Source organism: Nodosilinea sp. FACHB-131 (assembly GCF_014695395.1).
Classification (GTDB): Bacteria; Cyanobacteriota; Cyanobacteriia; order Phormidesmidales; family Phormidesmidaceae; genus Nodosilinea.
In genome coordinates this window covers 1-14806 of the sequence record NZ_JACJOF010000005.1, presented here as the reverse complement: position 1 = coordinate 14806, position 14806 = coordinate 1, and the positions used below count along the sequence as shown (strand labels likewise).

The following is a 14806-nucleotide window of genomic DNA, read 5'->3' as shown; positions in this document are numbered from 1 at the left end:
GGGTTCAGGCAATTCAATTCGGGGCGGGTTCATAAATCTTGTGTCCCCTTCAAATTAAATCTTTAATGAATGTGAGCCCTTTTTTCGGGAATCAGCAGCAATATCAGTGATTCTGCTGGTGACAGGACAACACACGTTATATCCAGGCAGACTCCATTGGTTAAGCGGCACCCCTCCCTCCCCCTGGCGTTAGTTAGCTTTGGCCTGCTCTGTAGCGGTGTCCTGCCGGACCGCGCTAAGGCAGAGCAGTTGGGCCCTCCGGCGGTCCCTGCCGCCAATGTTGAGGTAACAACCTCGATCGCGGTTGAGGCAGCTGCGGCGCCCCTACAGCCTCGGTCATCAACACCCCCCTCGGAGTTGGGTGACCCAATTGTGACCCTGGTCCCATCTACCGAGGAGGAACCAGTCGAGGAGCCATTGGTTCAGCCACTGAGCCCTAACCCAGCTGTCTCTAGGCCTGCGGCCCCTGACCAAGCCCTTGTTACTGAGACCTATCTAACCACTGCGGCCGCGCTGGCTCCACCAACCCCGGTTGCCCAGTCTTTGACTCCGGCATCCCTGGCTCAGACTGACCCCGATGCTGACCCCACAGGGCAAGACCCCGAGCTGGGGGTCATTCAGGTGCGCAGCGTGCTGGAGGACAACGACCTGGGGATTTTGCGCATTCGCGATCAGCCTCCGATTCCGGTGGCAGCGCGACCCCCGGCAAAAATTGGATTTTTCTCGGCTCGCTTGGCGATCGCCAGCAGCGACAACATTTTGCTGGCCGTCAACGATGTAGGCGGGTTGACCGGCGACACCTTTTTTCGTCCCTCAATTGGCTTTGGCATCTACCCTTCCCTAGGGCCGCAAACCGCCTTGATTGCCACTGCTGACTACGGGCTACAGCGCTACGGTTCCCAATCGTCTCTCAACTACGACGATTTGCGCCTGCGGGTGGGGTTGCGTCAGGGGTTAACTCCCCGCAGCTATGGGCAGCTGGTTTTCACTTACCAAGAGCTGTATCGCCCCGGCGGCAACCGAGGAAGATTTTTCAAAAATACGGCTTTGGGCCTTACCCTAGGTCGCCGTGACCCCATTACGCCAAAGCTGGCCCTCGACACCTACTATCTGCTTCAGTTCAACGGTGCCCAGTCTACCAGCGGCGGCACCGCCACTGATTTTAGCCGCTTCTTTCAGTCGGCCGGAGGCTACCTGGGCTACGACATCACCCCTCGGCTACAAGCGGGCCTCAGCTACCAGCTCAATTTCATTGACTACACCGCCCAAGACCGCTACGACACCTTTCAGCAGGTGCTGGGGCAGGTGGTCTACCGCATTACCCCCAACCTGCGCTTCAACGTCTACGGCGGCGTTAGCTTTGGCCGCTCCTCTGAGCCCCGGGTGCGATTTAACGACACCTTCTTTGGCGCGGCGATCGACGCCACGATACCCTTGTTTTAGCCCGACGTTGTTGAGGTAGCCATATACCTGCGCTGGCTGTTAGCAGTGTCGTGGAAGGCCTGTGACACTGCTGACGGCAGCTAGTTGTCTCTAATGACGTGAGCAGTAGTTTGAGGCGATCGCAGCCCATGCCTAGGAGCAACACCCAGCCACATTTCATGAACTGAGGGTGCAGAATGCTGGTCAATGCAGCAAGATTTAGCGCAGTCGTGATTCAGCTCCTCTAGAACCACTATCAATCTGAATGAGCAACAAACTAATCGTTGATTTCGGCTAGCTCAATCACCTGGTTGTCGTAGTCTTTGACCAAAAAGTTGAGGGGTTTTTCGTTGCGAATTTTGTGCTGCACGCCGCCTAGCTGCACACGCATCAAAATGTACTCCAGACAATTGTGGTCAAAGCAGACGTGACGCTGCTGGTTGCGGTGGCCTAGACTGGCGCCGCCCACCACGTGGAGCTGAGTGTTTTTGCGCAGCTGGTACCACAGCCCTTCGGGGCTGTTCATCACGTTTTGGCTGGCCAGGCTGGTGGCACCACCCAAATACATGGGGTCGAGGCCAGCAGTGCCCAGGGTCTGCTCGTAGTTGTAGTAGTAGTGCAGGGGCACTTCAGCGGCGGGCAGGTTGAGCATGCCCTCATAGAAGTGACGGGCTACTTCCAGATCAGACACCATCACCGTGTAGACCTTGGGGGCACCCTTGAGAAACATCCACATGGCCCCAGCGTAGGCCACTAGCAGCAAGACCATAATTCCCTGGGTCGACATGATGCTGTCGAGGGGCAGCCCCAGCAGGGAAGCCAGGCGAAGGTTTAGGGAGCAGTCAAGCAGCATAGGCCTACTCACAGGGTAACGACAAGGGCAGTTGTGGCACTCGCCCCAATACTAATGGCTCGTAACCAGTGTATCAATTCTGCCATTAACTCCCCAGTCATGAGGTACTTGCTGAGGAGGTGGCGGCATCTTGCCCCTAGGCCTGGGAAAATCTGTGAGTTTCACAAAAAATACGTCGCCAAAATCCCCATGGTAGGTATATTAAAGGCTGATTTACCCGCAGCCTGGGTCAGTAGCGATCGCAGATCTGGGGGTGGCTTTGGTCAACGTTCTCCACGGCTCAACCTATGTCTAGCCCAGCGCCTATTCCTAACTTTCCTGAGTGTGACCACAGGCTGGTGCAGTCGCTGCACCATTTGAGCGATCGCGAACTGGTGCAGCTGTTTCAGCGCCACGGCGATGCAGGGCGTTACTTCACAGCAATTTTTTGTCGCTATAGCCCCATGGTCTATAGCCTGATTCGCCACTCGGCGCGATCGCCCGTGCAGGCCGAATACCTGTTTGCCCTGACCTGGCGGCACATTCTTCTCGAGCTGGGCGGTGTGGAATGCCCTGAGGCGGTGGCGGGCGAGGGGCCTGGAGCGTTTACCCTACAGAACTGGCTGATCAATATCACCGCCCTGTGCATCAACCAGGCGGTGGTGCCCGAGGTTGAGACCATCCACTATTCCCTCGATCAGGCTACGCCTCCCCTGTGGTGCTATGTCGAGCAGGCCCTCGATCGCCTGCCTGCGGTAGAGCGGCTGGTGGCGGTCATGGCCCTCACCTTTCGCTGGAGCGAGAACCGCATTGCCGCCTATCTTCAGGCCGAAGGTGAGGCCCTGACAGCGGCCGATGTGCGCCAGAAGCTGGGGTCGGCCTTTCAGCACCTGGAGTCGGCCCTGCCCGAGGATATTCGCCAGATCTATCTGGGCGATCAGTCGCTGCGCCCCGAGCCCCTACCCGATGACCTTGACGGCCTGCTGACCGTTCCCGACCTGGAGGGCGTTAGTCTAGGAGACGCCAACCTAGTGGGCACCGCTGGAGACTTTGGCGGAGACTTCGGCAACGAATGGGCCAACTAATTCTGACCCGCAACGGGAGTCCTGAGGAGGGGCAATGGCAATGAAGCACATCGGTAAACTGAGTCTGGCGCTGGGTCTAATGCTGCTGGTTGGGCAGGCTGCCCCAGCCGCTAACTTGGAAGAACAACTTGATCTGCGCCCTAACAGCGCGACCCAGGGAGAGTCGCGGGATGTGGCCGACGGCTGGATGCAGCTGGGCAACCAGCAGCTGGCCGAGGGCAATCTTACCCAGGCCGTAGATTCTTGGGCCGAGGCGGCCGAGATCTATCGCCTGCTGGGTGACGGCCTATCGGCGGGGCGGGCCTACGGTTCTATGGGAGCAGCCTTTGCCACCCTAGACCGCTACCCCGAAGCCGAGCGAGCGTTTGTGCTGCGCATTGGTACCGCCCGCGACAACGATGACCTGCTTGGGCAGGTTTATGGCCTCAACAACTTAGGCAATCTCTACATCAACCAGGGTCGACTGAACGAAGGGCAGGCTCACTTTCAGGAAGCTCTGCAAATTGCTCGCACCACAGGAGATTCACGGGCGATTGGCGTTTCCCTGAGCAATCTGGGTCAGGTAGCAACCCAGCGGGGCGACCTAGATGTGGCGGTGCAACTGCTCGAAGCCGCCACCAACTACCGCATTTTGGCCAGCGACTATGTGGGTGAGGCCCACTCGTCCAACAGCCTGGGGGATGTCTATGTGGCTCTAGGTCGCGACTCTAACGCCATTGGCGCCTACCGGGTAGGGCTCCGGGCGGGGGTCGATGCGGGCGATCGCAACCTGCAGATTCGCGCCCTCGATGGCCTGATCGACATTTACCTGGAGCGGGACGACCTGGTTCAGGCCAAAGGCTACCTTGACCAGCGCGCCGCCCTTACCTTGGGAACTGTGCCACCAGATCTCCAGACTGCCCTCAGCTATCGGTCGCTGGGTGACTATTACTTACTAGTTGACGACCGGGCTCGGGCCGAGCAGGCTTTTGCGTTGGGTCTAGAGATCGCGCGTGATCTCCAGCAAAAGTCCCTAGAAGCTGAGTTCATCAATCGACTGCTGGAGTTTTAGTCTGCTGCTACATCAGTTACTCGAAAGGGCTTCCCCAGATTTCCGAGGAAGCCCTTTTGTGTGAGAGGGGAATGTGGGAGAGACTAGCCGCCTGTCGCCTAGGGATGCACCTGGGCGTATTGGTCGAAGGGTGCAGTTTTTAGCTCAGCGGCACCCTCTAACCCTAGCTTCACAGGAGGCAATGGGTTGCGGGCTTTGATCAAGGCGATCGCCCGGGTCACGGTCTCGGGCAGAATCACCACCAGGCTGCCATCCTCAGCGCTGTCTAGAGCCGTGTTAATCGCCTCGGTTTCATCGAGAATGGTGCGGTAGCTGGCGTGGCCAACCCCCTCCTCAATGCCGTGAATAATCCACTTGGCGGCGTCACCCCGGCCCCGACCCCGGGTGTCGTCGTCCTCTTTAACCACGATGTCGTCAAACATTTGGGCCGCTAGCTTACCGAGGGTGATGAAGTCATCGTCGCGGCGATCGCCAGGGCCACCTACCACACCAATGCGCTTGCCCGGCCAGTTTTTCACAAAACCACCCAGGGCTTCGTAGCTAGCGGGGTTGTGGGCGTAGTCGACCAGGGCGTGGAACCGACCCAAATTGAACAGGTTCATGCGGCCTGGGGTCTGGTCAGTGGAGGCCTCAAAGGTGTGCAGGGCTTGACGAATGTAGCCAATGTCAACCCCCTGGGCAAAAGCCGCCAAACTGGCCGCTAGGGCGTTGGCAATTTGGAAGGGAGCCTTGCCGCCCATGGTCAGGGGCACCTTGTCGGCCTGCTCAATGCGCAGCAGCCAGTCGCCCTTGAGAATCGATAGATAGCCCTGCTCGTAGACGGCGGCCAACCCCCCCTGCTGAGAATGCTTGCGCACCAGCTCGTTGTGGGGATCCATTGAGAAGTAGGCTACCTGGCTCTTCACCTTTTGGGCCATCGCCGCCACTAGAGAATCGTCAGCGTTGAGCACTGCGTAGCCGCTGGGCCGCACGGTTTCGGCTACTACGCTCTTGAGGTGGGCCATATCTTCGAGGGTTTCGATATCGCCCAGGCCCATGTGGTCGGCGGCGACGTTGAGCACTACGCCAATGTCGCAGTCTTTGAAGGCCAGGCCCGATCGCAAAATGCCGCCCCGCGCCGTCTCCAGCACCGCTACCTCCACGGTGGGGTCTTGCAAGATTACCTGGGCGCTCTGGGGGCCGGTGGTGTCACCGGGCTCTACCATGTTGTCGCCGATATAGATGCCGTCGGTGGTGGTAAAGCCTACCATCTGCCCGGTTTGCTTAAAGATGTGGGCGGTGAGACGGGTGGTGGTGGTTTTGCCATTGGTGCCGGTAATTGCCACCACCGGAATGCGAGCGGGCTGACCCGGCGGGAACAGCATGGCCAAAATCGGCTCGGCCACGTTGCGAGCGATGCCGACGCTGGGGCACACGTGCATGCGCAGTCCGGGGGCAGCGTTGACTTCCACAATTACCCCATCCACTTCGCGCAGGGGCTTGGAGATGTCGGTGGTGACCACGTCGATGCCGGCGATGTCGAGGCCGATGGTCTTGGCGATGCGCTGGGCCACCCAGATGTTGTCTGGGTGAATATCGTCGGTGCGATCGATGGCGATGCCGCCGGTACTCAGGTTGGCGGTGGCCCTCAGGTAGCACATTTCGCCCGCAGGCAGCACGGTGTCAAGGGTGTAGCCCTTGCGATCGAGCAGCTGCCAGGTGGTGCGATCGACCTCAATGCGGGTCAACAGGTTGTCGTGGCCTACCCCACGGCGGGGGTCTTGGTTGGTGATGTCGATCAGCTGCTCAATAGTCGATTTGCCGTCGCCAACCACGTGGGCTGGCACTCGCTCAGCCACCGCAATCACCCGGCCATTGATCACCAGCACCCGGTGGTCGCGACCCCGATAGAAGCGTTCGACAATCACGCCCCGGGACACCTCTTTGGCCGCTTCGTAGGCTTCCTCGGCCGCCTCGAAGGTGTCGATGTCGATGGTAATGCCGCGCCCGTGGTTGCCGTCGAGGGGCTTAATCACGATGGGGTAGCCGCCCACATCCTCGATCGCATTCTCGAGTTCGTCTAAATAGTTAATGACGGTGCCCCGGGGCACGGGCACTCCGGCGTTGCGCAAGATCTGCTTGGTGCCCTCCTTGTCAGAGGCCAGCTCTACTGCCAGAATGCTAGTTTTGCTGCTCAGGGTAGCCTGCACCCGCTGCTGATAGCGACCGTAGCCGAGCTGAATCATCGCTCGGGTGGAGAGCTGCATCCAGGGAATGTCCTGAATTTCGGCGGCGCGCACAATGGCTTCGGTGCTGGGCCCCAGGGCGGCATCAAGGCGAAACTCGGTCAGGTCGGCCAGGTCTTGCTCCAGGTCTTCCTTGGAGTAGTGACCGGTTTCGACCAGACTGTTGCACAGGCGCACGGCCGCACGGCCCGCGTAGCGTCCGGCCTGCTCGTTCTGATACTCAAACACCACCTGATACACTCCGGCCTCGGCCACGCTACGGGTGCGGCCAAAGCCAACCGGCATGCCGGCCATGGTTTGCAGCTCGAGGGCGACATGTTCGACGATATGGCCCATGTAGGTGCCCTGGCGCACCCGACTCAAGAAGCCCCCCCGGTGCCCTGGAGAACAAAAGTGCTCAATCAGGCTAGGGAGCGTTTCTACCAGCGCTTCGTAAAACCCGGGAATCTGGTCAGAGGGGCGGTCGGCAAGGCCTTCTAAATCCAGCCGCATCAGAATCAGGTTGGGATAGCGGATGCTCCAGTAGTTTGGCCCTCGTAGAGTCTGGGTTTTGAGAATTCGCATGGGCTGTCGTTACTCACCAGTCATAGAACAGGGTTGGCCTGAGAGCAGCGCCGATCGGCAGGGGTGATCGGGCCGGGGTGTAGTGCAGTATAACCTCAGGTCAGGACCCAAGACAGTATCCCCGAGGCACGATCTTGCTAGCAGTAGCAGGAATAATCCAGCTAGGATGCTCGCTGAGGCTAATTTACTGAGTCAGGGCGCGAATGAACCCCTGGAGCTCGTTTAGGAAACCGCCTCGTTTGCCCTTAGAGGCCGCCGTGCTGGGCTCGCTAGAGTCGGCTGTATCGCCCATCAAAATGCGATCGATCGCTTCACCGGAGGGCTTTTCGGGTGATTCGGCCCGCAGCTCATAGCCACTGTCGGTCTCTTGCCACACCTGCCAGGGATTAGGGTAGCAGCGCAACAGCACGGCACCCTCCATGGGTCGCAGGTAGTAGACCGGCTCTAGGGTGCTGAGGAAGCGATCGCGCAGCTGCCGTCCAGCGTAGCCAATGCCAATGGTAGCCACGTCTTCGAGCTTGGGGTTGAGCATGATAACGAAGGCGTCGCCCGCTTGAGCACACATCTCCTCGACCTGATTGACCTCGATCGATGAGGGCTCCACAAACAGATAGGCCTGGTCGCCGGGCTCCATCTCGCTGTGGAGCTCCCCGATTGCCCGCACGACAAAGTCGGGGTTGCCCCAGTCGCGGCGGGCCAGAGCCGCCGCCCCCGCATCGGGAAAATAAACCTTGAAGACCAGGCCCAGCTCTTGCAGGGCGGGGTAAAACTGCTGGGCTACGGGCATGCCCTTCAGCTCGGAGTAGGCCAGCTCGACCACCATTCGGGGCACTCCCGCCTGGATGGCCGCTTGGGTAGCTCCCCGAGCCTGGGCGATCGCGTCTTCGAGACTGGCCGGAACGCCAGCTCCAGGGGACATCGTGACAGAATCCATAGCACTATCCATAGCAGGCTCTACACCGGAGATAAGGTCAAAGGGATGAGGGCGCGATGGAGCACCTGGCGCAACACCATCGCCGTCCAGTCGATATCGGCGGCAGTGGTGTGCCGCCCCAGGGTGAGGCGAATGCCGCAGCGGGCCGCGCGATCGCTGTAGCCCATGGCCAGCAGCACTGGGCTGGGGCTCACCTGGCCACTGTGGCAGGCCGATCCGGCGCTAATGCCAATGCCCGCCAGATTCATCTCGCGCACCAGGGTACGGCCGCTGACCCGATCGCCATCGGCAGCGGCAATGCAAAAGCTGGCGTGGTGGGGCAGCCGGTGGCGGCGATCGCCCGTGGGCACCAGCTCAGCGACATCGGCCAGCTGCTCAAAGAGGCGATCGCGCAGCCCAATCAACCGCAGGGTTTCACTGGGCATTTCCGCTGCCGCCAGGGCCGCTGCCACCCCAAACCCCGCTAACACCGGCACCGCCTGGGTGCCCGATCGCAGACCAAACTCCTGGCCGCCCCCGCCCAGCAGCGGCTCCAGCTCAACTCCGGGGCGCACATACAGCGCTCCAGCCCCTTGGGGGCCATAGATTTTGTGGCTAGAGAGCGACAGCAGATCGACCGGCAGGGTTTGCACGTCGATGGGCAGCCGCCCCGCCACCTGCACCGCATCGGTGTGAAACAGCGCTCCGTGGTCACGGGCGATCTGACCCAGCACCTCAATGGGCTGGAGGGTACCCACCTCGCTCTGGCCATAGATAATCGACACCAGCACGGTGTTGTCGCGCAGGGCCTGGCGCAGAGCGGCTGGGCTCACCTGCCCCTGGGCATCGACTGGCAGCCGAGTGACCTGCCAACCCAGCTGCTCAAGGTGCTGGGCCGGCTGCTCAACGGCAGAATGTTCTACCGATGAGATAACAATGTGCTGGGGCACTCGATAGCGCCGAGCTACCCCTAGCAGCGCTAGATTGTCGGCCTCGGTGCCCCCCGCCGTAAAGATTACCGAATTGTCGTCGGCATTGAGCAACGACGCCACCTGCAAGCGCGCCTGCTCCAAAACAGTGGCGGCCTGGCCACCCCAGTGGTGCAGGCTAGAGGGATTGCCCCACTGCTCAGCCATGGCGGCCTGCATAGCGGCGATCGCTTCTGGGCGTGGGGGCGTAGTAGCGCTGTAATCTAAATAAATCTGCATAGCGAGCTCGACAAGAGAACAGCACACCCCTGGGGCACAAAGTCCATCCTAGCAGGGAGCGCTATCCCTAACGGGCAAACAAAACCACGTTAGCTATGGCCCACTTTGCCCTGGGGTGCTGCCGCCCTACTACCTGGTTGCTAGCGCTGCCACCAGTGGGGCAGATACTGGTGGACTGGGTACCTCGGCAGTGCTAAGCAAGCGATCGACCACGCCCATGTGCCAGCCCAACCGCCAGAGGCTGCTGTGCGACTTAAACCCAGTCCCTAAAACCCGCAGCCCCCACAGCGGAATCAGCACGACGCGTGGTGCTAGCCCGTGCAGCTGCATGCCCTGGTCGCGGTAGCGTAGGTAGAGGGTAGCTAGCCCATAGCCCCAGTTGTAGGCTTTGTGGTAGGTTGCCTGGCGGGCCTCTACAAACGACTGTTTGGTGCCCGTACCGTGGCGGTAATGCACCACTGCATCGGGCACATAGGTCAGGGAGTGACCTGTCATCTGCACACGAATGCAGTAGTCGGCATCTTCTAAGTGGGAAATCGTTTCATCGAACCCACCCACCGACTCGTGAATATCTTTGCGGATGGCCAACGCGCAGCCCCCGGCAAAGGGATAAAAGGGCGTTCTGAAGTTTTGCAGCCCCTGGTTTTGTGGAGTGTTGACAGCGCCCGGATTGAGCATTTCGTTGTCCAGGCGGCAGGCTAGAAAACCGCAGCTGGTGAAAGCTTGTTCCAATGCCTCAAGCCACCCTTGATCGACGACATCATCAGCGTCACAAAAAGCTAGGTAGTTGCCGGTGGCGGCCTTGGCCCCGGCATTGCGAGCGTGGGAAGCACCCTTCACCCCTGCTGCATCGATCACCTTTAGGCGGGGTAGGCGATCGCGGTATTGCTCAACCACGGTGCGGCTGTTATCGGTGGAGCCGTTGTCGGCCACGATCACTTCGTAGGGGGCAACGGTCTGCTTCGTCAGTGCCTCTAGCTGCTGCCCAATGACGGCTGCTTCATTAAAACAAGGAACAATAACGCTTATTTTCATAGTTTTCGTTAGCGAACTTAGGTAAGCAGGCGACTCGCGATCACAGTGCTCCACATCTCTTGGTCACCCCTACCTATCGGCTTTGTGCAGGCATAACATCAGGCAAGTAAGTAACCGACTTAACTCGCAATCCTACTTTCGCGCGCCTGTGAACCCCATCTCCTAGAAGATAGAGATGGTCATCTAGCGGCTTTAGCGGCTGGTTAGACAGTTACCTGGGTAGGGATGGCCCAGAACGCCTAGACGTAGATATAGCGATCGCTGTGCCCAAGCCCTGGCTCACTACCGCTGGCGAAAACCGGGGCGGTGTACTGGCCTATGGTCATTGCGTTGAGGGTTGAGCAAACTATCCAGAGCCCTGGTCACGCTCACTAACGCGAAGCAATGCGCCCAGGGTAGTTAGAACAAACGCTGAGGCGGACTATGGCTTAGCAAGTAGCCGGTTGACCACGCCCATATGCCAGCCCAACCGCCAAACGCTGCTGTGGGACTTAAACCCAGACCCTAAAACTCGCAGCCCCCACAGTGGGATTAACACCAAACGCGGCGGTAGCCCGTGTAACTGCATACCCTGACTGTGGTAGCGCCGGTAGAGGGTGGCTAGCCCGTAGCCCCAGTTGTAGGCTTTGCGGTAGGTCGCCTGGCGGGCCTCAAAAAAGGACTGTTCGGTGTCCGTCGCGTAGCGATAGTGCACTACTGCGTCAGGTACAAACACTAGGGGGTGACCGGCAATCTGCACGCGAATGCAGTAGTCGGCATCTTCTAAATGGGAGATGGTTTCGTCGAACCCGCCTATCGATTCGTGAATGTCTTTGCGAATGGCTAACCCGCAACCCCCGGCAAAGGGGTAAAAGGGTGTTCTAAAGTTTTGTAGGCCGTCGGTTTGTGAGGTATTGGTTGTGTCGCTATTTAGTTTTTCGTAGTCGAGGCGGCAGGCTAAAAAGCTATGGCTAGCGAAGGCTTGGCTCAGGGCCTCAAGCCAGCCCTCACTGACGACGTCATCGGCATCGCAAAAGGCCAAGTAGTCGCTGGTGGCGGCCTTAGCCCCCATGTTGCGGGCATGGGAAGCACCTTGAACCCCCGCTGCATCAATTACCTTTAACCTCGGCAGGCGATCGCCGTATTGCTCAGCCACAGCGCGGCTGTTGTCGGTAGAGCCATTGTCGGCCACGATCACCTCATAGGGGGCAACGGTTTGCTTGGCCAAAGCCTCTAACTGCTGCCCAATAACCGGTGCGGCATTGAAGCAGGGGATGATAACGCTTATTTCCATTGTGACGATTCAGGGTGAATAAACAATCCGCGATCGCAGTGCTCCGTAGTTACATATCTAAGCCGTTTCGCTAAGTCTTCTAAACCTAGGGGCAACGGCTAACCGCCAGGGTGAGGTCGACTCGCATGACACGCTAGTGTATAGCCCCGTCTTCTCAAAGCAGAAGATTCCGTAAAGAGGTTCATGTAAACGGAGACATGGGGCTGCTACAGGCGAACACAGTCTTAAACTTGATAGAAACTCCATAGGAGACAGCGTGCTACCCCAAAATGCCTCAAGGGATCCTCTGGGGTTGCCTGAAAGCGAATTACTGTAAATTTCACTACAAAACTGCGTCCTTCAGGATGGTCCTGCTGTTTAGGCAGGCCTGGGGCTATACGGCTATGTGTAGTGCTGGCAAGGGGTGCTCGACTCCGGCGATCGCCACTACGGCCTTTGGGTCAGCCCCCGCCGCTGGCTCTCCCTGAGCCAGGGGCACCGCCGCTGCTACGTCAGCTACCTGCTCAGGGCCGCTCTGGTGCAGGGCGGTCAACCAGGCCCAACCGCAGTCAACTAAACGTTCTACATCGATGCCTCCATAGGTGGGCTCGAAGGGGCGCAGGCGGTTCACTCCTTCTCCAAGCAGAATGCTGGCACCTTGCCAGTTGTGGTTGCCCAGGTGATAAAGCCCCACCGCAATTTGCAAAATACCTTGGTAAAACGGCTTTTCAAGGGTGTTGGCCTCCATCCAGATGGCTTCGAGCACATCGTGGCAGGCATAGTACTCGCCTTGATTGAACAGAGCAATGCCTTCCCCTAGGCGGGGATCAACACTATCGCTAGGGATATCGACGGCCATAACTATGGGGGAACTGGCCTAAAGGGATAGTTCCATCCTAAGGCAGAGGTGTTATCCTCCACTGTGAGTGTGAGGTGTGAGGAAAATTAACATGGTAAGTTCTCCGGTAAGGCCGACGGGCACGGTACCTGTCAGTCAGCAACTCATTGATACTGAGGCCGCTGTTGAGCGATCGCTGAAGGGATTGGGTGGTCTACAACTTCCCGCCGGTCCTCTGTTTGGCACCGATGGTATTCGCGGCAAAGCAGGCGATCTGCTAAATGCTCCCCTAGCCATGGAAATCGGCTACTGGGCTGGGCAGATTATGCAGGCGCAGGGCTTGACCGACAGACCAATTATTTTAGGCCAAGACTCTCGCACCTCTGGACACATGCTGGCCAGCGCCCTCTCCGCTGGGTTGACCTCGGCGGGGCTAGATGTGTGGCACATTGGGCTCTGCCCAACCCCTGCTGTCGCTTACCTGGCTGAGTCGTGCCAGGCCTTAGGCGGCATTATGATTTCGGCCAGCCACAACCCGCCAGCGGACAACGGCATTAAGTTTTTTGGCGGAGACGGCACCAAGTTATCCAGCCCTGTGCAGGCCGCCATTGAAGCGGCCCTGCGGGGTCAGGCCACGGCGATCGCCCCTGGCTCCACCTGGGGACAGTGCTATTACCGCCCTGAGCTGGTCAACCGCTACGCCAGCTTTTTGCATGAGCCCCTGCTGCCCGGCCTTGATTTGACGGGCATGAAGGTGGTGCTCGATATGGCCTGGGGCTCGGCCACTCGCCTGGCCGAGCAGGTGTTTGTGGAGGCCGGAGCTGAGGTAATTGCCCTGCATGGTGCCCCCGACGGCGATCGCATTAACGTGGACTGTGGCTCGACTCACCTGGAGCCTTTAAAGGCCGCTATTCAAGCCCACGGGGCCGACCTGGGTTTTGCCTTCGACGGCGATGCCGACCGGGTGATGGCGGTGGATGCCCAGGGTCGCGTGGTTGATGGCGACTACATTCTCTACCTCTGGGGCAAGCGGCTGCAAGAGCAGGGACGGCTGCCCAACGACACCCTAATTTCTACCGTTATGGCCAACCTCGGCTTTGAGCGCGCCTGGGAAAAGCTGGGCGGCACCTTGGTGCGCACCCAAGTTGGCGATCAACATGTTTATAGCGAAATGGTTCGCCGAGGAGCAAAGCTTGGGGGTGAACAATCGGGTCATATTCTCTGCCACCACTACAGCCTGACCGGTGACGGCATTCTCACCGCCCTGCACCTAGCGACTCTAGTGCAGACACTGGGTGGTTCGCTGGCCGCCCTGGTGGATGACAGCTTCCAAACCTATCCGCAAAAGCTGCAAAACGTAATGGTGGTTGATCGCGATCGCCGTCTCAACTGGCAAGACTGCGCCCCCGTTTGCCAAGCCGTTGCCGCCGCTGAGCAAGCCATGGGTGACGCGGGTCGGGTGCTGGTGCGTCCCTCCGGCACCGAGCCGGTAATTCGAGTCATGGTCGAGGCCGCAGACGCAGGTCTCGTCGATCGCTGGACCCAGCACATTGTTCAGGCCGTCACCCAGCACCTAGCGGGGTAACTCCGCCCTGACCTGGGGTGTAGGGGCACAAGGTGACAGGTTCGTGGGGGTACAAGGTTTAAGGTCTTAGGTTCACGACCTGCCCTAAACCTAAGACCTTGAACCTTAGACCGGTAGAACTTGTCAAAATCAGCTTGGTCAAGTACTAGGAACACCTGAAAAACCGGTATAGCGGCCACGCTGAGCCAAACTACAGCGGCCACCATAGGGGCAGATAGACGGGGATTTCCTCGACCTATCTGCCCCTTAATTGCGTTTGGAGCCTAGCGATGGTGGCGAGCTTTTTCAGCCTGATGTTGGTGATAATTTTATTGGGCATTTTTGGCCTGGCCCAGTGGTGGCAAATCCCTGTAGGCAACTTCGCCGACTGGGTCGTGGGCTTAGCTAGCTTTGGCTGGCTGCTGACAATTACCACCGTGCCCTGGAATATCTACTTCGAGGCGAAGGGAGCGCTGAGCGAAGCGACCCTGTCGGTAGAAAACGGCATTGCGGTGGACGATCGCCAGGTTGACTACGTGCGATCGCTGGCCCGCTGGTCGCTGCGGCTCGTCCTCGGGCTGCACCTGCTCACCGCCCTGGGCCTGTATTTTCTAGCGAGTACAGGAATTAGCCAGCTCGGCTACTGGGGCTCGGCGGCCGCCCTGCTGCTCAGCGGCCTGCGCCCCGCCGCCCGTACCTACCAGTATAGCTGTGGTCATCTAGGTTAGGACGCGGCTTGCTTGAGCACGACTTCAATAGCGGCACGTAAGCCGTCGGCATGGGGGAGGTGTTTGCGAATCCGGCTCTTTAACCACCC

General features: G+C 59.3%; 12 protein-coding genes. 5 read left to right on the top strand and 7 right to left on the bottom strand.

From position 1 onward, the window contains the following. The first annotated feature begins 543 nt into the window (after window positions 1–543). A complete protein-coding gene (locus tag H6F75_RS02155; RefSeq protein WP_190748783.1) occupies window positions 544–1443 on the top strand; it encodes a hypothetical protein in 900 nt (299 codons plus the stop codon). Window positions 1444–1699: 256 nt separating this feature from the next. On the opposite strand, the gene H6F75_RS02150 is transcribed toward H6F75_RS02155, so the two are convergent. After that, entirely contained in the window at window positions 1700–2275 is a 576-nt protein-coding gene (locus tag H6F75_RS02150; protein WP_190748781.1) for a glyoxalase-like domain protein, read from the bottom strand. 287 nt (window positions 2276–2562) lie between these two features. On the opposite strand from H6F75_RS02150, the gene H6F75_RS02145 reads away from it, so the two are divergent. After that, window positions 2563–3339: a sigma-70 family RNA polymerase sigma factor gene (locus H6F75_RS02145; RefSeq protein WP_190748779.1), complete on the top strand. Its 777-nt coding sequence runs from the start codon at window positions 2563–2565 to the stop codon at window positions 3337–3339. Between the two features lie 34 nt (window positions 3340–3373). Continuing rightward, window positions 3374–4390, top strand: a complete 1017-nt coding sequence (locus H6F75_RS02140) for a tetratricopeptide repeat protein (protein WP_190748776.1) — start codon at window positions 3374–3376, stop codon at window positions 4388–4390. Between the two features lie 98 nt (window positions 4391–4488). Here H6F75_RS02140 and cphA read toward each other — a convergent pair whose 3' ends face one another. The 6 genes from cphA to H6F75_RS02110 form a co-directional block, all read right to left on the bottom strand. Continuing rightward, window positions 4489–7179, bottom strand: a complete 2691-nt coding sequence (gene cphA, locus H6F75_RS02135; protein ID WP_190748774.1) for a cyanophycin synthetase — start codon at window positions 7177–7179, stop codon at window positions 4489–4491. A 184-nt stretch (window positions 7180–7363) separates the two neighbouring features. Beyond that, the gene (locus H6F75_RS02130) at window positions 7364–8113 is read right to left on the bottom strand and encodes a DUF1995 family protein (RefSeq protein ID WP_242019600.1); all 750 of its coding nucleotides are present in this window, start codon (window positions 8111–8113) and stop codon (window positions 7364–7366) included. 20 nt (window positions 8114–8133) lie between these two features. Then, on the bottom strand, window positions 8134–9300 hold the full coding sequence (locus H6F75_RS02125; RefSeq protein ID WP_190748772.1) for a cysteine desulfurase family protein: 1167 nt from the start codon (window positions 9298–9300) through the stop codon (window positions 8134–8136). 129 nt (window positions 9301–9429) lie between these two features. After that, window positions 9430–10335, bottom strand: coding sequence for a glycosyltransferase family A protein (locus H6F75_RS02120; RefSeq protein WP_190748770.1), 906 nt, complete (start codon window positions 10333–10335; stop codon window positions 9430–9432). A gap of 421 nt (window positions 10336–10756) precedes the next feature. Continuing rightward, window positions 10757–11608 carry a glycosyltransferase family A protein gene (locus H6F75_RS02115; protein ID WP_190748768.1) on the bottom strand — a complete coding sequence of 284 codons (852 nt, stop codon included), beginning with the start codon at window positions 11606–11608 and terminating at the stop codon, window positions 10757–10759. A 373-nt stretch (window positions 11609–11981) separates the two neighbouring features. Further along, the gene (locus tag H6F75_RS02110) at window positions 11982–12446 is read right to left on the bottom strand and encodes a DUF309 domain-containing protein (RefSeq protein WP_190748766.1); all 465 of its coding nucleotides are present in this window, start codon (window positions 12444–12446) and stop codon (window positions 11982–11984) included. A gap of 91 nt (window positions 12447–12537) precedes the next feature. Here H6F75_RS02110 and glmM point away from each other — a divergent pair, with 91 nt between their 5' ends. Together glmM and H6F75_RS02100 are read left to right on the top strand one after the other, a co-directional pair. Then, a complete protein-coding gene (gene glmM / locus H6F75_RS02105) occupies window positions 12538–14010 on the top strand; it encodes a phosphoglucosamine mutase (RefSeq protein ID WP_190748764.1) in 1473 nt (490 codons plus the stop codon). Window positions 14011–14279: 269 nt separating this feature from the next. Continuing rightward, complete coding sequence (locus H6F75_RS02100) at window positions 14280–14717, top strand: hypothetical protein (RefSeq protein ID WP_190748762.1); 438 nt, start codon at window positions 14280–14282, stop codon at window positions 14715–14717. Window positions 14718–14806: the final 89 nt, after the last annotated feature.

Bases quoted from the DNA above. Each gene is read 5' to 3' on its own strand.
- H6F75_RS02150 (WP_190748781.1), bottom strand. From the start codon at position 2,275: ATGCTGCTTGACTGCTCCCTAAACCTTCGCCTGGCTTCCCTGCTGGGG.
- H6F75_RS02145 (WP_190748779.1), top strand. From the start codon at position 2,563: ATGTCTAGCCCAGCGCCTATTCCTAACTTTCCTGAGTGTGACCACAGG.
- H6F75_RS02140 (WP_190748776.1), top strand. From the start codon at position 3,374: ATGGCAATGAAGCACATCGGTAAACTGAGTCTGGCGCTGGGTCTAATG.
- cphA (WP_190748774.1), bottom strand. From the start codon at position 7,179: ATGCGAATTCTCAAAACCCAGACTCTACGAGGGCCAAACTACTGGAGC.
- H6F75_RS02130 (WP_242019600.1), bottom strand. From the start codon at position 8,113: ATGGATTCTGTCACGATGTCCCCTGGAGCTGGCGTTCCGGCCAGTCTC.
- H6F75_RS02125 (WP_190748772.1), bottom strand. From the start codon at position 9,300: ATGCAGATTTATTTAGATTACAGCGCTACTACGCCCCCACGCCCAGAA.
- H6F75_RS02120 (WP_190748770.1), bottom strand. From the start codon at position 10,335: ATGAAAATAAGCGTTATTGTTCCTTGTTTTAATGAAGCAGCCGTCATT.
- H6F75_RS02115 (WP_190748768.1), bottom strand. From the start codon at position 11,608: ATGGAAATAAGCGTTATCATCCCCTGCTTCAATGCCGCACCGGTTATT.
- H6F75_RS02110 (WP_190748766.1), bottom strand. From the start codon at position 12,446: ATGGCCGTCGATATCCCTAGCGATAGTGTTGATCCCCGCCTAGGGGAA.
- glmM (WP_190748764.1), top strand. From the start codon at position 12,538: ATGGTAAGTTCTCCGGTAAGGCCGACGGGCACGGTACCTGTCAGTCAG.
- H6F75_RS02100 (WP_190748762.1), top strand. From the start codon at position 14,280: ATGGTGGCGAGCTTTTTCAGCCTGATGTTGGTGATAATTTTATTGGGC.